At 43.3% G+C, this 16,188-nt stretch carries 18 protein-coding genes; 6 read left to right on the forward strand and 12 right to left on the reverse strand.

Features of this window, described 5'->3' with window-relative positions; translation table 11 throughout:
* Position 1: 1 nt before the first annotated feature.
* Genes tilS through ppx form a run of 3 tightly spaced genes read right to left on the reverse strand, consistent with a single transcriptional unit; the run spans position 2 to position 3,687 of the window.
* Positions 2 to 1,375: a tRNA lysidine(34) synthetase TilS gene (gene tilS, locus VXQ92_RS02835; RefSeq protein WP_416680320.1), complete on the reverse strand. Its 1,374-nt coding sequence runs from the start codon at positions 1,373 to 1,375 to the stop codon at positions 2 to 4.
* Positions 1,312 to 2,136, reverse strand: a complete 825-nt coding sequence (locus tag VXQ92_RS02840) for an acetyl-CoA carboxylase carboxyltransferase subunit alpha (protein WP_064102318.1) — start codon at positions 2,134 to 2,136, stop codon at positions 1,312 to 1,314. Before VXQ92_RS02840 ends, tilS begins: the two co-directional genes overlap by 64 nt.
* Before the next feature lie 30 nt (positions 2,137 to 2,166).
* Positions 2,167 to 3,687, reverse strand: a complete 1,521-nt coding sequence (gene ppx, locus VXQ92_RS02845; RefSeq protein ID WP_416680322.1) for an exopolyphosphatase — start codon at positions 3,685 to 3,687, stop codon at positions 2,167 to 2,169.
* Between the two features lie 261 nt (positions 3,688 to 3,948).
* Between ppx and trxA the strand changes: the two genes are divergently transcribed.
* The 3 genes from trxA (at position 3,949) to VXQ92_RS02860 (ending at position 6,557) form a co-directional block, all read left to right on the forward strand.
* A complete protein-coding gene (gene trxA / locus VXQ92_RS02850; RefSeq protein ID WP_064094712.1) occupies positions 3,949 to 4,275 on the forward strand; it encodes a thioredoxin in 327 nt (108 codons plus the stop codon).
* A 324-nt stretch (positions 4,276 to 4,599) separates the two neighbouring features.
* The gene (gene rho, locus VXQ92_RS02855) at positions 4,600 to 5,868 is read left to right on the forward strand and encodes a transcription termination factor Rho (RefSeq protein ID WP_004278267.1); all 1,269 of its coding nucleotides are present in this window, start codon (positions 4,600 to 4,602) and stop codon (positions 5,866 to 5,868) included.
* A 401-nt stretch (positions 5,869 to 6,269) separates the two neighbouring features.
* On the forward strand, positions 6,270 to 6,557 hold the full coding sequence (locus VXQ92_RS02860; protein WP_064094713.1) for a hypothetical protein: 288 nt from the start codon (positions 6,270 to 6,272) through the stop codon (positions 6,555 to 6,557).
* A gap of 99 nt (positions 6,558 to 6,656) precedes the next feature.
* Here the strand turns inward: VXQ92_RS02860 and VXQ92_RS02865 are convergent, their stop codons facing one another.
* The 3 genes from VXQ92_RS02865 to pheS all read right to left on the reverse strand — a co-directional run bounded on the left by VXQ92_RS02865 (position 6,657) and on the right by pheS (position 10,446).
* Positions 6,657 to 6,953 carry an integration host factor subunit alpha gene (locus VXQ92_RS02865; protein WP_004783565.1) on the reverse strand — a complete coding sequence of 99 codons (297 nt, stop codon included), beginning with the start codon at positions 6,951 to 6,953 and terminating at the stop codon, positions 6,657 to 6,659.
* Positions 6,950 to 9,331: a phenylalanine--tRNA ligase subunit beta gene (gene pheT / locus VXQ92_RS02870; protein WP_416680324.1), complete on the reverse strand. Its 2,382-nt coding sequence runs from the start codon at positions 9,329 to 9,331 to the stop codon at positions 6,950 to 6,952. Before pheT ends, VXQ92_RS02865 begins: the two co-directional genes overlap by 4 nt.
* A 134-nt stretch (positions 9,332 to 9,465) precedes the next feature.
* Positions 9,466 to 10,446 (reverse strand): phenylalanine--tRNA ligase subunit alpha, encoded by a 981-nt coding sequence (gene pheS, locus VXQ92_RS02875; RefSeq protein WP_004278272.1) that lies wholly within the window; start codon positions 10,444 to 10,446, stop codon positions 9,466 to 9,468.
* Between the two features lie 159 nt (positions 10,447 to 10,605).
* Between pheS and VXQ92_RS02880 the strand changes: the two genes are divergently transcribed.
* Positions 10,606 to 11,631 carry a hypothetical protein gene (locus tag VXQ92_RS02880; protein ID WP_416680326.1) on the forward strand — a complete coding sequence of 342 codons (1,026 nt, stop codon included), beginning with the start codon at positions 10,606 to 10,608 and terminating at the stop codon, positions 11,629 to 11,631.
* A 350-nt stretch (positions 11,632 to 11,981) separates the two neighbouring features.
* Here the strand turns inward: VXQ92_RS02880 and VXQ92_RS02885 are convergent, their stop codons facing one another.
* From VXQ92_RS02885 to VXQ92_RS02910, 6 genes are all read right to left on the reverse strand, one after another.
* Positions 11,982 to 12,464, reverse strand: coding sequence for a GNAT family N-acetyltransferase (locus VXQ92_RS02885; protein ID WP_416680328.1), 483 nt, complete (start codon positions 12,462 to 12,464; stop codon positions 11,982 to 11,984).
* A 152-nt stretch (positions 12,465 to 12,616) separates the two neighbouring features.
* Complete coding sequence (gene rplT, locus VXQ92_RS02890; protein WP_004647525.1) at positions 12,617 to 12,976, reverse strand: 50S ribosomal protein L20; 360 nt, start codon at positions 12,974 to 12,976, stop codon at positions 12,617 to 12,619.
* Between the two features lie 11 nt (positions 12,977 to 12,987).
* A complete protein-coding gene (gene rpmI, locus VXQ92_RS02895) occupies positions 12,988 to 13,182 on the reverse strand; it encodes a 50S ribosomal protein L35 (protein ID WP_004278281.1) in 195 nt (64 codons plus the stop codon).
* Between the two features lie 185 nt (positions 13,183 to 13,367).
* On the reverse strand, positions 13,368 to 13,790 hold the full coding sequence (locus VXQ92_RS02900) for a YqaA family protein (protein ID WP_004278284.1): 423 nt from the start codon (positions 13,788 to 13,790) through the stop codon (positions 13,368 to 13,370).
* A 7-nt stretch (positions 13,791 to 13,797) separates the two neighbouring features.
* Complete coding sequence (locus VXQ92_RS02905) at positions 13,798 to 14,088, reverse strand: hypothetical protein (RefSeq protein ID WP_416680330.1); 291 nt, start codon at positions 14,086 to 14,088, stop codon at positions 13,798 to 13,800.
* A 74-nt stretch (positions 14,089 to 14,162) separates the two neighbouring features.
* The gene (locus VXQ92_RS02910) at positions 14,163 to 14,783 is read right to left on the reverse strand and encodes a glutathione S-transferase N-terminal domain-containing protein (protein WP_064094718.1); all 621 of its coding nucleotides are present in this window, start codon (positions 14,781 to 14,783) and stop codon (positions 14,163 to 14,165) included.
* Between the two features lie 282 nt (positions 14,784 to 15,065).
* On the opposite strand from VXQ92_RS02910, the gene VXQ92_RS02915 reads away from it, so the two are divergent.
* Positions 15,066 to 15,521, forward strand: coding sequence for an Hsp20 family protein (locus tag VXQ92_RS02915; protein ID WP_416680332.1), 456 nt, complete (start codon positions 15,066 to 15,068; stop codon positions 15,519 to 15,521).
* A gap of 103 nt (positions 15,522 to 15,624) precedes the next feature.
* Positions 15,625 to 16,176 carry a hypothetical protein gene (locus tag VXQ92_RS02920; protein WP_416680334.1) on the forward strand — a complete coding sequence of 184 codons (552 nt, stop codon included), beginning with the start codon at positions 15,625 to 15,627 and terminating at the stop codon, positions 16,174 to 16,176.
* Positions 16,177 to 16,188 lie beyond the last annotated feature (12 nt).

Consider the following 16,188-nt stretch of genomic DNA (forward strand, 5'->3'; position numbering starts at 1 on the left):
TTTAATGCTCGTCGTTGAATTCTAAAGTTGAAGAAACCGAAATGGGTAGCCACCCCCCTGCTTCACAATATGCAGATTGAGCTAACCAAAATCCTTTAGGTGTAAACACGCCTAGCATAACATTATCTGTGCTTAATATTTGAATAGTATGCCGAGTCCATGGAAATATTTGCGCTTCCTGAATGGCTTTCTTCAGAGGCCAGTGTCCAATCCGGCCATGCAGATGAATTTTCTCCCCGCCTTTGCGTGTGCGCAAATATAAGCGTTGACCGAATAAGGCGGCAGATAATCCGAAAGTAGCTGTTTGAATCTTAAATTGTCCTGAAGGCAGCTGAACCTGATCCTGTTCACGTAAAATAATCTGCTGTTCGGCTAGCTTCGGTTGCTGATCCGCCCGATAGACCTCAGCTTTTAGACGATGCAAATGCTGCTGATAACGCACATAATAAAAGCCTTGCCAATGTAAAGCTGCCTGCGCATCCAGTTTTGCCGCAATTACTTCATTCTGTACTCGCTCAACCATTTCTAGAGAAGGACGATATTGCCCTTCTCCTTTCATCCAGACAGAAAGTAGTTGGCGCTGCCGGGCTTTAGATAGGTTTAAAAATGCAGATAAATTCAGACTTTCGGCATTGCCACAGCATTTTAAATCCTGCTCCAGCACTTCCTGCAGAATATGCTGTGCATCCTGCATCAGCTCGCTGGTACGTACCAGGGCAGACTGCATTTTAGGATAACGTTCACTTAACATCGGCCAAAGAGTTTGACGGGCCCAAGCCCGGTCATAATGTATGTCCTGATTGGTCGGGTCTTCGATATTCTGAACATTCAGACCCGATGCCCATTGGCAAATCTGCTCACGGGAAACATCCAGCAGTGGCCGCCAAATCGTGAGATTTTCACGTATATCCAGCTGTTTCATTGCAGCCAGACCATCTATACCGGCACCCGATAATAGACGCAGCATCAAGGTTTCCGCCTGATCCTGCTGATGATGTCCGAGCACCAGAATTTCATCTTGCTGTAAATGTTGTAGATAGGCCTGATAACGTGAATTACGCGCTTGCTGTTCCAGGTTGCCATGAGCCACATGAACAGGCTGGAGGATGCAGGGAATATCCAGTTGCTGACACTGCTGCTGGACAAAAGTGCCCCATGCCCTGCTGATACTTTGCAGCTGATGATCCACATAGATTGCCCGAATTTTTCCCGGGCATAAAAAAAACATCAGATGCAGAAGCAGCATAGAATCTACGCCGCCACTGCATCCGATGAGAAATTTTGTTCCTGCAGGAAACTCCTGCAGCTGCTTTAAGATGCCAGACCTAAATTGTCGCTGCCAAACTTCATTAAACGCTGGTAACGTGCTTCGCATCGTGCTTGTGGTTCCATAGCTTGCAGTTCATTTAAGGCTTCTTTCAGTACCGCTTTCAAGCTGTTCATGACCTGATCCGGATTTAAATGAGCACCTTCACCCTCATCCACCACATATTCTACAATACCCATCTTCTGCAGTTTTTCTGCAGTCAAGGCTAAGGCTTCACTGGCCTGTTCCGCTTTTTCTGCAGTCTTCCATAGAATGGAGGCACAACCTTCCGGTGAAATTACCGAATAGATACTATGAGAGAGCATTACCACACGGTCAGCTACGCCAATACCGAGTGCACCACCTGAACCTCCTTCACCCAGGACAGTCGCAATTACAGGTACTTTCAGGTTAGACAGTTGCGCTAGACTGGTTGCAATGGCTTCAGCCTGACCACGTTCTTCTGCACCTACACCCGGGTAAGCACCCATGGTATCAATAAAGGTGAAAACAGGCAGATTAAAACGTTCTGCCATATCTAGCAGACGTTGTGCTTTACGGTAACCTTCCGGATTACTCATGCCAAAATTATGCTGTAATTTTTCACGGGTACTACGACCACGGTGCTGACCTACGATCATCACTGGCTGTCCATCAAAACGTGCCAGGCCACCGATCATTGCACCATCATCACCATAGAGACGGTCACCATGTAAAGCATCAAACTCAGTGAATATTTCACCAACATAGTCCAGAAATTGTGGACGTTCCGGATGACGAGCAATCTGTACTGTCGTCCATGCTTTTGATGGGGTAGCTTTATTTTTCATAGGTCAACCGTTTTCATCCCTATAAAGGTATTAATTAACAAATTGTTCAGATAGAACCGAGAGCTCAATCTCCCAATTTTTAAACTGCACCTGTTCATCATGCAGTTCAGCAATCAATAATGGCCATTGTTTGGCATCACCCGAAATGCTGAGGTGCCATTGTTGCGCATTTTCAACCTTGAGTTCAATGGCAGGAAGCATCTCATCGCTACGACTGTGATTGACCAAAACCGACAGACGAAGCAGCAAACATAACCATAAAAGTTTAGATCCACCGACTTTCATCACATCAATCTTGGCATCAGCGCGCAATTTACGCCGATGATGCGCGACCAAATGTGACAAATGATTCTGATCAACCTGTGAAAAACCGGCAATGTCAGAATGCTGCAATAAATAGGCACCATGACGATGGTAACCACTATGACTAATCGCCAGACCGATTTCATGGAGATACGCGGCTCGACGGAGTAGGTCACTATCATCACTATTCAGGCCAAGATCAGCCGCGACATCATCAAACAGTTTTTGCGCCGTTTGTACCACACGTTCTGCCTGCTTGGCATCGGCATTATAACGACCAATCAGGGCATGGACTGAACGATCACGGATATCTTCATGTTTGAAACGGCCTAACAGGTCATACATGACACCTTCACGTAATGCCCCATCAGAATAAGTCAGATACTCAATATCCAGCACATCAAAGACCGCATATAAAATGGCAATTCCTGCCGGCAAAACTGCACGGCGATCCTCTTTCAGACCTTCGAATTCCATATCCGAGACATATTTATATTTGAGCAGCTTATCTTTAAGCTTTTCCAGGCCTTCTCGCGTCAGCTGTTCGCGATCATTGCTCCATCCCATATTAATACAGATTTGGCGGCAGGCTTTAATTGTACCACTCGATCCGACGACAGCATCCCAACCGGCAGATTTATAGGTATTGGCAATTCCGGAAATTTCTTTACGTGCCGCAGTGACTGCTTTGTCAAAAGCTTTGGCACTGATTTCCCCATCCTGAAAATAGGCCTTAGTAAAGGCTACGCAGCCCATCTGTACTGATTCAGTATAAATAGGCTCGAACTCTTCACCGATAATCAGCTCAGTCGAACCACCGCCGATGTCAACCACCAGACGACGGCCGCTATTGGCCATGGTATGCGATACCCCCAGATAAATCAGGCGGGCTTCCTCACGGCCGGCAATAATTTCGATCGGTTTCGGCAAAATTTCTGCGGCTTTCTGGATAAACTCATGACCATTTTTGGCTTGCCGTAGAGCATTCGTTGCCACGATCCGCAAGCGGTTCGGCTGAACCGCACCTAAACGCCCGACAAAACGGGCCAGACAGGCCAAACCGCGTTGCTGTGCGGCTTCCGTTAAATTTTTATTTTCGTCTAGTCCTGCGGCAAGCTGAACTTTTTCTGACATTGATGCCACTTTCTTCACTTCGCCATGATCTACACGAGCGATGGCCAAATGAAAGCTATTTGATCCCATATCGATGGCGGCAAGTAATTCTTCATCAATCAAAAAGTCAGACATTCCAGAAATAAACCTTTAACGAATTGTGCTTAGAGTAATTCACATGCATGCAATTTAAAAGCCATTTGTAACGACATTTTTATGCCTTATTCTTTTTATGCATCGGGAATAATAGTGAGACACGATCATCACTATCGTGATCATCCATTAGACAAAATAACATTAAGCATTGAAAATTTACAGATTCCCCTACATTGTTAAAGATGGCTATGTAATACTAATAATTAGTTATCTTTAAAATATTAATCTGGAGCACATTCCATGTCTGGCAACATCGTAAACACTACTGACGAAAACTTCGAAGCAGACGTTCTTCAATCAGACGTTCCTGTACTGGTCGACTTCTGGGCAGGTTGGTGTGCACCATGTAAAGCAATTGCACCTGTACTAGAAGTACTTGCTGATGAATATCAAGGCAAGGTTAAAATCGTGAAAGTTGACGTAACTTCTTGCGAACAAACTGCTGTAAATTTCAACATTCGTAACATCCCGGCTTTGCTGATGTTCAAAAATGGTGAAGTTGTTGCGACTCAAGTCGGTGCTGCACCAAAATCTAAACTGACTGCATTTATTGATGACAATATCTAAGCAGATCATTTTTTAGTAAAAAAATACGCGACTTATGCTCGCGTATTTTTTTCGGCTATAAATTGACAAAGTCAGCATTTTCTCTTATATTTGCTACTCAAGAGATAAAGGATCCTAAATCCTGCCAATTTCTTACAAGACACATTACATAAGATGCCGCTCGGCAATAGAAATTGTTTTTCACATTTTTCTTTGAAACACTCAAACAGATCTCTGAATTGTTCTTTTTCAAATTCAATGGCTTTCGTTTGAATGCTTGTATGCGGCCGAATGTTACTCCCTTTCCAACCTGTACCTCAGAACTTTGATTCTATCTGACCACCTATGAATTTAACCGAACTCAAGAAAAAACCGATTGGCGAACTCATCAAGATTGCCGAGTTTATGGGCCTTGAAGGTATGGCCCGTAACCGTAAGCAAGACATTATTTTTGCCATCTTAAAACGTCATGCAATGAATGGCGAAGAGATTTTTGGTGATGGCGTTCTAGAAATTTTGTCAGATGGTTTTGGCTTTTTACGCTCAGCCGCAGGTTCTTATTTAGCAGGCCCTGACGATATCTATGTCAGCCCTTCTCAAATTCGTCGTTTTAACCTACGCACTGGCGACACCATTACCGGCACCATTCGTCCACCAAAAGAAGGCGAACGTTATTTTGCCTTACTTAAAGTCAACCAGATTAACTACGACACTCCTGAAAACTCACGTAACAAGATTCTGTTTGAAAACCTTACGCCATTATTCCCGACTGAACAGTTGGTGATGGAATTAGGCAATGGTACCACTGAAGATTTAACCACGCGTGTGATCGACTTAGTCGCACCGATTGGTAAAGGCCAACGTTCAATTATTGTGGCTCCGCCGAAAGCCGGTAAAACCATGCTGCTGCAAAGCATTGCTCAATCGATCGTTCGCAATAATCCTGAAGTCATCCTGATCGTTCTGTTAATTGATGAACGTCCAGAAGAAGTAACCGAAATGGAACGTACGGTTCGCGGTGAAGTCGTGGCTTCTACCTTTGATGAATCACCTGCGCGCCATGTTCAGGTTGCAGAAATGGTCATTGAAAAAGCGAAACGTCTAGTTGAGCATAAAAAAGATGTGGTGATTCTGCTTGACTCAATTACCCGTCTGGCACGTGCCTATAATACCGTGATCCCTTCATCAGGTAAGGTATTAACCGGTGGTGTGGATGCACATGCCCTAGAACGTCCCAAACGTTTCTTTGGTGCGGCACGTAATATTGAAGAAGGTGGCTCTCTAACCATCATTTCTACTGCCCTGATTGAAACTGGTAGTAAAATGGATGAAGTGATCTACGAAGAATTCAAAGGTACAGGTAACCAGGAAATTACCCTTGATCGCCGTATTGCTGAAAAACGCGTCTTCCCTGCAATGAACATCAAGAAATCTGGTACTCGTCGTGAAGAGCGCCTGATGTCAGAAGATAATCTTCGTAAGGTCTGGATTCTGCGTAAGCTGCTGCATACGCAAGATGAATTGGCGGCAATGGAATTTTTGCTGGACCGTATGAAAGAAACCAAAACCAATGATGATTTCTTTGATCAGATGAAACGTAAAGCTTCAAATTAAAATTTCAAATGAAAGGTCACCTAAGCGGTGGCCTTTTTTAAGTTGACATGAATTACACAATGAAACAATCGAGCTCTATTTATGTAAACTTATTTTTAAGTTTTTGATTAATAAAATAATCAGATTAAAAATTGTATAACTTTTAAAAACTTACCAAGCCTTTCTCCAATCTAAATGTTTCATTCCATTGTTATTTTCTGTTAAAAACTTCTTACTTTTTAGCATATTTCAGTACTTTTTTAAGCCTTGCTAGTAGCATTTAAAAAGGCGCAGTGATAGCATATTTGCAGACCAGTTAGACTGCTCCTGCATTGTTAGTACCTAACATAATTAGGAATAATAAAAGCACTTAACAGACTAACTTAGGTTTTTTTTAATCTCAATTTTTAGAGAGTGATGCCATGTTATTCAAAAAAATCGCTATTGCTGCTGCAGTTGCTACTACTTTAGCTTTCGTTGGTTGTGCTAAAAAAGCTGACGACGCTGCTGCTGACGCTAACCAAGCTGCATCTGAAGCTGTAGAAGCTGCATCTGAAGCTGAAGCTGCTGCTGACGCTGCTGCTGTAGAATCTACTTCTGAAGTTGCTGCTTCTGAAACTGCTGCTGTTGCTGAAGCTGACGCTGCTGCTGCTGTTGCTGTTGACGCTGCTGCTGACGCTACTGCTGCTTCTGAAGCTGCTGCTCAATAATCTTTTAGATTATTCAGTATAAAAAAAGAGAGCCTTGGGCTCTCTTTTTTTATTTTAAATACTGAAATTTAAAAAATAGCAGAATTTAAAAAAAGCAGATCAGTTGATCTGCTCATTTCCCACACGTTGACGAAACTTCTGTCCCGCACGGAAGGTCACTACACGGCGTGCAGAAATCGGAATCTCTTCACCCGTTTTCGGGTTACGGCCTGGACGTTGACGCTTGTCACGCAACTCAAAATTACCAAAACCCGAAAGTTTTACTTGCTCGCCTGAGATGAGCGCCTGGCTAATCTCATCGAAGAACAACTCAACCATTTGTTTTGCTTCACGACGGTTTAAACTCGTGAGCTCACTTAAATGATCAGCCATTTCTGCTTTAGTTAGTGCTGTCATGAAGCCCTCAATGTCGCTTGGTAAGTGTTTTCTAACACTTGAAGGATATTATCCATACCTGATTTAATTTCAGCATCTTCCAGTGTACGGCTTGGATGCTGCCAGAGAAGTGCAAATGCCAGTGAGCGTTTCCCTTCTTCTACTCCTTGTCCAGTGTACACATCGAACAACCAAGTTGAGTCTAAAAGCTCTCCGCCTGTTTTTTCGATAAGTCCCTGAATTTCGCTAACATTAATCTTATCATTAATTAAAAGAGCAATATCACGTCGAACCGATGGAAAACGTGATAATTCTGTAAAATTAGATACATAAGTTTGCAAAACAGCCGCTTGATCCAATTCTGCTACCCATGTGGTTGCCAGATCAAGCTCGTCTTCAAGTGAGGGATGTAAACGACCCAAGTAACCAATTGATTGACCATTCACGAGAATCTCTGCGGATTGTCCTGGATGCAACCAGCTACGCTCTGAACGTATATATTCCACTTTGACACGACCAGCAGCCAGAATTTCCTCTATATCGCCCTTAAAGTCAAAGAAGTCCATTGGCTGTGCCTTGCCATGCCAAGACTCAGGGGTACGTGCACCCGTTGCAATCAGGGCAAAGGTTGGAATCTGTTTTAAATCATGAATACTGTTCGCTTCTTGATAGTCAAAACGCAGACCTAGCTCGAAGAAACGTACCCGACTTTGCTGACGATTGATATTGTATTGAACACAAGGAATCAGGCTAGAGAGCAAGGTTGAACGCATTACCGCTAAATCACTTGAAATTGGATTCGCTAATGCTAAAGGTTTCACATGAGAATTAAGTTGCTTTTCAAGTTTTAGGTCTGCAAAACTAAAACTGATTGCCTCTTGGTAACCCAAAGTTACCGCGGTTTGACGAAGTTGGCCCAATTCGAATTGATCTTGATATTTGGCCAGCTTCACATCAATCACAGGCAAACTGATTTGAATATTGTCATAACCATGAATACGAGCGACTTCTTCAATCAAGTCTTGGTAAATCACCATATCATAACGATGTGATGGCGGCACTACAGACCACTCGCCTTCTGCTTTTACTGTAACTTCACAACCTAAACGGCTTAAAGCATCAGTAATGAACGCTGAGTCAACACTATAACCTAGCAGTTGATCAACTTGGGCTTGATTCAACTCAATTGCGTCGCGTGTTGGCAATAGGGCTGCATTTTCGGCAACTGTAATTGGCCCGAACTCACCGCCCGCAAGTTCCGCAATCAATTGTGATGCGCGGTGCATAGCGATCAATGGTAATTCAAAATCGACACCACGTTCATAACGCTGAGAAGCATCAGTATGCAGGCCAAAGCTACGCGCACGACCGGCAATATGCAGTGGCGCGAAGAATGCAGATTCCAGGAAAATTTCAGTGGTTGCATCGCTGACTGCTGAAGACAAGCCGCCCATAATACCAGCAATGGCCAATGCTTTTTCATCATCTGCAATCACCATCACTTTTTCGTTGAGTTCAACTTCTTGTTCATTGAGCAAAACTAACTTTTCAGCTTCTGTCGCTTGACGTACATGTACCGCACCTTGCACTTTACCACCATCAAATGCATGTAGCGGTTGACCCAGCTCCATCAGCACATAGTTGGTAATATCTACCAGAATGCTGTGCTGACGAATACCAGAGCGAGCCAATGCTCGCTCCATCCATACAGGAGTCACAGCCTTGGTATTGACGTTCTTGATCACACGACCCAAGTAGCGTGGGCAGCCTTCAGTCGACACAACGACTTTCTTTTCGTCGCTAATAGTCGCAGCTACTTCTTTAATTTCAGGGGCAGTCACTGGCAATTGGTTGATCACCCCAATTTCACGTGCGATCCCGCGAATACTGAAGCAGTCCCCACGGTTCGGCGTAATGCTGATGTCAATCACGTTGTCATCAAGATCCAGATATTCACGAATGTTCATACCCACTGGTGCATCTGCAGGCAGCTCTAAAAGACCGTCGATTTTATCTTCCAGATCAATTTCTGAAGCGCCGCACAGCATACCTTGTGACTCGATACCACGTAGCTTGCCTTTCTTGATTTTGAAATCGCCTGGAAGTACTGCACCAATGGTCGCAACTGGCGCTTTCATGCCGGCACGTACGTTTGGCGCACCACATACAATTTGCAGTGGCTCACCTGAACCGATATTGACAGTGGTCACACGCAAGCGATCTGCATCAGGATGTTGTTCTACTGTCAGGACTTCACCAACCACTACACCAGTAAAGGGTTTAGCTGCAGGTGCAAGCTCATCGACTTCCAGACCCAACATGGTCAATTGATCAGAAAGTTTTTCGCTATCGATGGCTGGGTTGACCCATGTGCGTAGCCAATTTTCGCTAATTTTCATTGATATAAAACCTGTAATTCAAATCTCTAGAATCCCCTCTAACTCCCACTTTCTTCCAAAGAGGGAGAGCCCTATGTCATATCTAGACACCCGTCTCCTTTTAGGAGAGGTTAGGGAGAGGTATAAATTTGTTTTTAAGCAAACTGGCGTAAGAAACGCACATCGTTTTGGAAGAACATACGTAAGTCATTCACGCCATAACGCAGCATTGCAAAACGTTCAACACCCAGACCAAAAGCAAAGCCTTTGTATTTTTCAGGATCAATGCCTGCAGCTTGCAGCACATTCGGATGCACCATACCGCAGCCCAGTACTTCCAGCCAGCGACCCCGTTCATCCATAATATCCACTTCCGCACTTGGCTCGGTGAACGGGAAATAAGATGGACGGAAACGTACTTTCAAATCTTTTTCGAAGAATTCGTTCAGCAGGTTAATCAGCAAACCTTTCAGTTCCGCGAAGCTGGTATTTTCAGCCACGTATAAACCTTCGATCTGATGGAACATCGGCGAGTGGGTTTGATCCGAATCACAACGGTAAACACGGCCTGGACACACGATCTGGATTGGTGGCTGCTGGGTTTCCATGGTACGAATCTGCACACCAGACGTATGCGTACGCAGCAAATGGTTCACATCAAAATAGAAAGTATCATGCATAGCACGCGCTGGGTGATGACCTGGAATGTTCAGTGCTTCAAAGTTGTGATAGTCATCTTCAACTTCAGGACCTGTTGCAACCGTAAAACCTGCCTTGGTAAAGAACTGGCAAATACGCTCTTGCACTTGGGTCACTGGATGGATACTGCCCACCTGCTGACCACGACCTGGTAAAGTAATATCAATGGTTTCGCTTGCCAGTTTTTGTTCTAAGGCAGCTTTATGCAGTTCTGCCTGACGTGATGTCAATGCAGCGGTAATGGTTTCACGTACAGCATGGATTTGTGCGCCGAAGACTTTACGTTCTTCAGGATCCATTTTACCAAGCGACTTAGATTGTTCCGCGAGCTGGCTTTTTTTCCCCGTAAATTGCACTCGTACTTGATCAAGTGCAGCAAGGTCTTGAGCTGCTGCAATCGCAGCGAGCGCTTCAGTGGTCAGGGCTTCCAGTGACATAGTAACTCTCAAAGCAACAGGTTAAAAAATATTTTAAAAACCCCACATTCTAACAGTTTTTAGACACTTTGATGAAGATGCGTTTTAAGGAAAATTAGATTGGCATGATTAAATATAAAAAGTATAAGATAAACACAATATCAATCAGATCAAATCACTATGGCACTCGATCAAATTTGGAAACAGCAACTGACCCTGGTCACTTATGGCAATGAATATTTGTCTCAGGGCCTGAGTTTCAATCGTTGGATTCAACATGCCATTTTTAATCAGCATCAGTTTGCCTTTCGGGATCTGATGTCACAACACCTGCTGGCTCAGCATTTTCAGATCTGGCTGGAAGGCCTGAAAAAACAAGGCGTACGCCGACTGAGCTTGCATCGCTCTGATTTACTGATTGATGAAAAAAATCCGAATGCCAATATCGAGCTATTACCACTGGCGCATTTTATTGTCAGTCATGGTGCCAAAACCAAAACAGCTTGGATCATCGGCAAGGAACTGCCTGAATGGTACAGCGCAGACAATGATTACGAAGCTCCTAAATCACAGCAGTCCCCTTTACGCCATGAAACTTTCTGGTGTTATGAGTTAAATCCTAAACTGGCCAAGCGCATTGATGTCGATCTGGAAGCCCCAAACTGGGATGATATCCAGGCTTATACCGATCATGAACTGTTTGAAAGTAGCCTTGCCCAAGATTTTACCGAACCAGCGTATACCAATTTGCCCTATTACGGCACCATGCCTGCCATTCAGGCCGATAACGAAAGTCATTTGGCCTTAATTCCCACTGACTATTCAGCGGATTATGCTCACCAGACTTTGTACCGCCTAGACGCCTTAAATGACTTTATTCAAACAAAAATCCAGCATCCCTATCGTGCAGATGGCGAAGTACTCAGCCCGGAGCAGCAACTTAACCTGCGACATTTTTCGCAAAAAATTGATGATTTAAGTGCTAAATTCATCAGCAAAGTCGCCAACCACTATAAAACGGCACAGCTAACACCTAAAGTTGCGCCTGATCCATTTGTGGGTATGAGTACCGAAGACCGCTCACCAAAAATTTCTAAAGCAGAAAAACCTCAGGACCCAGGAAAATCCAGTTCGTCTGCAAATGTGCTGACCTTAATTGTGATTACCGTGATTATCTGTCTGATTGGCTACTATTTCGGCCTTTAACATTTTGCCAGAAAAGCTTACATCCCGGGCAGAATTCAATAGAGACGTTGATACTCAGGAGCAGACATCAGCTTGAAATAATGCTGAAGATTTTGTGATAGGTTTTGATTATCCAACCTATGATGGAATTAAGGTCAAGCAGCTGTCTGAAAATTGCAGCATTGTCGGAATGAGACCAAAGCTGTTATTTATGCTGATCGCCCGGAAATGCCCTTTTGATTGACTGGTGGAGATATTGAGATAAAAGGATAAATCAGCCCTACAGTGCAAGGGCTGATTTATTTCCCATCGTCTTTTTCCAGGGTTTAGATTTTTCTACGTTGAGCCAGCTTGCCCAGAGTCTTCAAAAATTAAATGTCCCACTGATAATATAAATCTTTAAGATTCTCACCCAGATCACTGGCATCTCCTTCACTGACAAAATAGGCGCCGGTCTTTTCATAAAAATAACGACTGGAATTCAGGTTCAATACGCTACATTGCATATGCTGATAGGATTTTTCTCGACTTAAGCCCAGACCCAATTGAACCAAATCACGTCCAATGCCGCGACCTTTAATATTTTGAAGCAAATAAAGTGCTCTCAATTCACTGATGGGTGCATCTACCGGAAAATTGAAAGCAGCAAAGCCCAGCACCTGAGCATTTTCTTCATAGACAAATACCCGTCGATTTTCCTGTTCAAGCACAGAACGCCACAAAGCGGTTCTTTGTTCTACACTCAACTTATCGAGAATTTCTTGTTTGATGATGTTTTTATAGCTTTCACGCCAGCTTTGTACGTGCACTTGAGCAATCGGCAGGACATCCTGTTGAGTGGCAAGTCGAATCATTATTTTTAAGCCTTATTTTTGATTATGCAATTTAACAATGACTAAAAAATATAGGATTTACAATACTGATTTTTAAATAATATTTAAAATGACTACTTTTATTTAAGCATAAAAAAGACCGCTAAAAGCGGTCTTTTTCAAGTCATAAAGACTTATGCAGCCAATGCATCTTTAGCTTTAGAAGCTAAAGCAGCAAACGCAACTGCGTCATGCATAGCGATGTCAGCAAGTACGCGACGGTCGATAATCACTTGAGCTTTTTTCAAGCCAGCGATCATACGGCTGTACGACAAACCATTTTGACGAGCACCAGCGTTGATACGTGCAATCCACAAAGCGCGGAATTGACGTTTCTTCTGACGACGGTCACGGTAAGCATATTGACCAGCTTTGATTACCGCCTGGAACGCTACGCGGTAAACGCGTGAACGAGCACCATAGTAACCTTTAGCGCGAGCAAGAATTTTTTTGTGACGGCGATGAGCCTGTACACCACGTTTTACACGAGCCATTTATAATCTCCTTAGATGTACGGGCACATACGACGAACTGAAGCAACGTCACTTACGTGAACCATTACACAGCCGCGCAATTGACGAATACGCTTAGCAGATTTTTTGGTCAAAATGTGGCGTTTGAACGCTTGTTTACGCTTAAAACCGTTAGCAGTCGCTTTAAAGCGTTTAGCTGCACCACGGCGAGTTTTCATCTTAGGCATAACAACCTCTTTTGAACACCTGTTCGGCTCGTTTGCACCATTACAAAACGACCTGCAGGTAAGGGAGCGAGTATTCTAAAGCATCTTTGTTTAAAACAAAAGCATCTTCAGCCAATAAGCGAATTTAAAGAATGATTTCGCTCTGAAATAATATCCAAGACTGAATCAAGAAAATAGCTTCAGGCTTAGAATAAGGCAAAGGCCGCATAGACAAACAGATAACGTCCAATTTTAGCGATGCTGACCATCAGCAGAAAACGGGCGAAGTTTTCTTTTAATAGTCCCGCAATCAGGGTAATCGGATCACCAATGATAGGCACCCAGCTCAGCAGTAAAGACCAGTAACCATATTTCTGATAGGTCGTTTGCGCCTTGAGCATCTTGTCTGCCGAAACCGGAAACCACTTTTTATTCTTATAATGTTCAATCTTGAGGCCCAGATACCAGTTCACACACGACCCCAGAATATTCCCCAGACTGGCCACCGCAATTAACAGCACTGCATGCTGCTTGTTCTGCACTAAAAGACCCAGCAAAACAGCTTCAGACTGTAAAGGCAATAAGGTCGCTGCACCAAAGGCCGACAGAAATAGCAGCAACAGACTCATACAGCTATTAACGGCTCAAACCCAACTTTTTCTTGGCTTTGCTGTATTCCCAACTCGACCAAATTACTGCTGCTACCATGACAATAATCCGCCCCCATTTATACTGCTGAGTAATGGGTTCAATCGCTGCACGGAGAATTTGCTGATCTTTGGTATTCAAGGCTGCAATCACCTGATCAATATGCACAATTTCAGCAATGTAAAGCACTAGACATGCAGCAATTCCAAAGAGGATACTCCAGTAAATTTGGGTATTACTTTCAATAATCTTGGTAAAGTTCAGAAGAAAATCGTTCATATATCCATCCAATAAAAAACCACCGTAAGGGTGGCTTTATTTGCTTAAGACTATTTTAGCATAAAGGCTACAGCTTAACTGACCTGTATCGCCAGCGCTTTCTGAACTGCAGGACGTGCATTCAAGCGATCAATATATTTGGAAACCTCAGGATAATCTTCCAGGTTGATCTGCTGCCAGTCATATCGCAATAACCACGGAAATATCGCCATATCGGCAATCGAGTATTCGCCAGCCACATACTCCTGCCCGACCAGCTGTTTATTCAGCACACCATACAGACGTTTGCTTTCATTGACATAACGATCTGTTGCATAAGCAATCCGCTCAGGCGCAAAACGGCTAAAGTGATGATTTTGTCCGAGCATTGGTCCCAGACCGCCCATTTGCCACATCAGCCATTGTTCCACCTGAACACGCTTTACTTCATCAACTGGATAAAACAAACCTGTTTTTCGACCCAGATACTGCAAGATCGCGCCTGACTCAAAGATTGAAATCGGCTGACCATTCGGCCCATTCTGATCAACGATTGCTGGGATTTTATTGTTGGGAGAAATAGCCAGAAAATCGGACTGGAACTGATCATTTTCTAGAATATTGATGGGAATAATTTGATATTCCAGCCCCATTTCTTCCAAGGCTATACTGATTTTGTGGCCATTCGGAGTGCCCCAGTAATATAAATCGATCATTTTCTTTTAATACTCCCTGCACTTGTCACGTGCGATGATGTCTCCAACATAGAGGATTTAGAAGGAAACAACAAGCCTAGAGATAAAAATTATTTTATAATAAAAATCAATATATTATTAAAATTTTATATTTTTTATATTGGATATCTTGAAAATTTCAGCCACATACACATATTTATTTTTGCATAAGAATTAAGTCAGTCTTCTGCACTGTAGATGCCTCACCTGACAGATCTTATTTTCTTGTTTTTATAACTTTACTTAAATGAGAAGGTTCTAATCATGAGTAACTTAAATCTTCATCCCTTGTTTCGTCGTAGTATTGGTTTTGATCGCCTGAATGACTTTATTGATTACGCCATGCAAAGCGATACACCGAATTATCCGCCGTATAATATCGAAAAGCATGGTGAGAATAATTACCGCATCGTGGTGGCAACTGCGGGTTTTCGTCAGGAAGAACTCGACATTCGTCTGGAAAACAGGTTGCTGACCATCTTGGGGCAACCTGAAAATCAGGACAATAACGCTATCGAATTCCTGCACAAAGGAATTGCACGACGCGCGTTTAAATTGTCTTTACGCCTAGATGAGTATATTGAGGTACAACAGGCAGACTATGAAAATGGGTTGCTGATCATTGACTTGCAGCGCATTATTCCAGAAGAGAAATTACCTCGACAAATTCCGATCGGCAAGAAACTGCTCATTGAAAATATTGAAAAATCAGTGGAATAAGCTTGATTAGGCTAAAAAGCAAGGTCCGAAAGGGCCTTTCTTTTTGGCTACGGATTACCTAAGCTCATTGAGGCAATACGCTTTCTGATCATTAAAATAAGCCATGAATGCGCCAGAAAATATCCTGTTTCATCAAGCCAGCCCGATCATGCGCGCAACTGGATATCTGCTACTGTGCTGTCCGGTTGGAATATTCAGCATTTTCTATTTGAGCAGTACGGGTAGCAATTCCAGTTTTCTTCAAGGGCTGCTATTTTTATGGCAGGAGGCTCCTGGCTTTTATATTTATATTGGTGGCTTTCTTGGTCTTGCCGTACTTATGCTTGGAACTAAATTAAAAATTACCTCACACGCCATTTATTATACTCTGGCAGGTTTCCGAATCAGCCTGTGCTTAAAACGGCACTCGGTACAGTATAGTTTTCTGAATCCACACTATGATTCTCTCAAAGCACATCTCAAACGCTGGCTCTATAACATGCCAGCGCATGTCATCAGTCAACGCGATGGCACTTTGGATTTTAAATTGCACCACCCCGGTCGGATAAATCAATTTTGTCTTGGATTTTTCCGGATTCAACTGTCGATGTTTTCTCGTCAGCAGGCTCAACAGATTATGCAGGCCATACAAAGTGCCTGGAATTTCAGAGCATAAAAAAGCCATCAA

It is taken from the genome of Acinetobacter sp. 228, from assembly GCF_048147885.1.

What these genes read in the sequence shown, in the direction of transcription:
- tilS (WP_416680320.1), bottom strand. Translation starts at nt 1,375, where the DNA reads ATGCGAAGCACGTTACCAGCGTTTAATGAAGTTTGGCAGCGACAATTT.
- VXQ92_RS02840 (WP_064102318.1), bottom strand. Translation starts at nt 2,136, where the DNA reads ATGAAAAATAAAGCTACCCCATCAAAAGCATGGACGACAGTACAGATT.
- ppx (WP_416680322.1), bottom strand. Translation starts at nt 3,687, where the DNA reads ATGTCTGACTTTTTGATTGATGAAGAATTACTTGCCGCCATCGATATG.
- trxA (WP_064094712.1), top strand. Translation starts at nt 3,949, where the DNA reads ATGTCTGGCAACATCGTAAACACTACTGACGAAAACTTCGAAGCAGAC.
- rho (WP_004278267.1), top strand. Translation starts at nt 4,600, where the DNA reads ATGAATTTAACCGAACTCAAGAAAAAACCGATTGGCGAACTCATCAAG.
- VXQ92_RS02860 (WP_064094713.1), top strand. Translation starts at nt 6,270, where the DNA reads ATGTTATTCAAAAAAATCGCTATTGCTGCTGCAGTTGCTACTACTTTA.
- VXQ92_RS02865 (WP_004783565.1), bottom strand. Translation starts at nt 6,953, where the DNA reads ATGACAGCACTAACTAAAGCAGAAATGGCTGATCATTTAAGTGAGCTC.
- pheT (WP_416680324.1), bottom strand. Translation starts at nt 9,331, where the DNA reads ATGAAAATTAGCGAAAATTGGCTACGCACATGGGTCAACCCAGCCATC.
- pheS (WP_004278272.1), bottom strand. Translation starts at nt 10,446, where the DNA reads ATGTCACTGGAAGCCCTGACCACTGAAGCGCTCGCTGCGATTGCAGCA.
- VXQ92_RS02880 (WP_416680326.1), top strand. Translation starts at nt 10,606, where the DNA reads ATGGCACTCGATCAAATTTGGAAACAGCAACTGACCCTGGTCACTTAT.
- VXQ92_RS02885 (WP_416680328.1), bottom strand. Translation starts at nt 12,464, where the DNA reads ATGATTCGACTTGCCACTCAACAGGATGTCCTGCCGATTGCTCAAGTG.
- rplT (WP_004647525.1), bottom strand. Translation starts at nt 12,976, where the DNA reads ATGGCTCGTGTAAAACGTGGTGTACAGGCTCATCGCCGTCACAAAAAA.
- rpmI (WP_004278281.1), bottom strand. Translation starts at nt 13,182, where the DNA reads ATGCCTAAGATGAAAACTCGCCGTGGTGCAGCTAAACGCTTTAAAGCG.
- VXQ92_RS02900 (WP_004278284.1), bottom strand. Translation starts at nt 13,790, where the DNA reads ATGAGTCTGTTGCTGCTATTTCTGTCGGCCTTTGGTGCAGCGACCTTA.
- VXQ92_RS02905 (WP_416680330.1), bottom strand. Translation starts at nt 14,088, where the DNA reads ATGAACGATTTTCTTCTGAACTTTACCAAGATTATTGAAAGTAATACC.
- VXQ92_RS02910 (WP_064094718.1), bottom strand. Translation starts at nt 14,783, where the DNA reads ATGATCGATTTATATTACTGGGGCACTCCGAATGGCCACAAAATCAGT.
- VXQ92_RS02915 (WP_416680332.1), top strand. Translation starts at nt 15,066, where the DNA reads ATGAGTAACTTAAATCTTCATCCCTTGTTTCGTCGTAGTATTGGTTTT.
- VXQ92_RS02920 (WP_416680334.1), top strand. Translation starts at nt 15,625, where the DNA reads ATGAATGCGCCAGAAAATATCCTGTTTCATCAAGCCAGCCCGATCATG.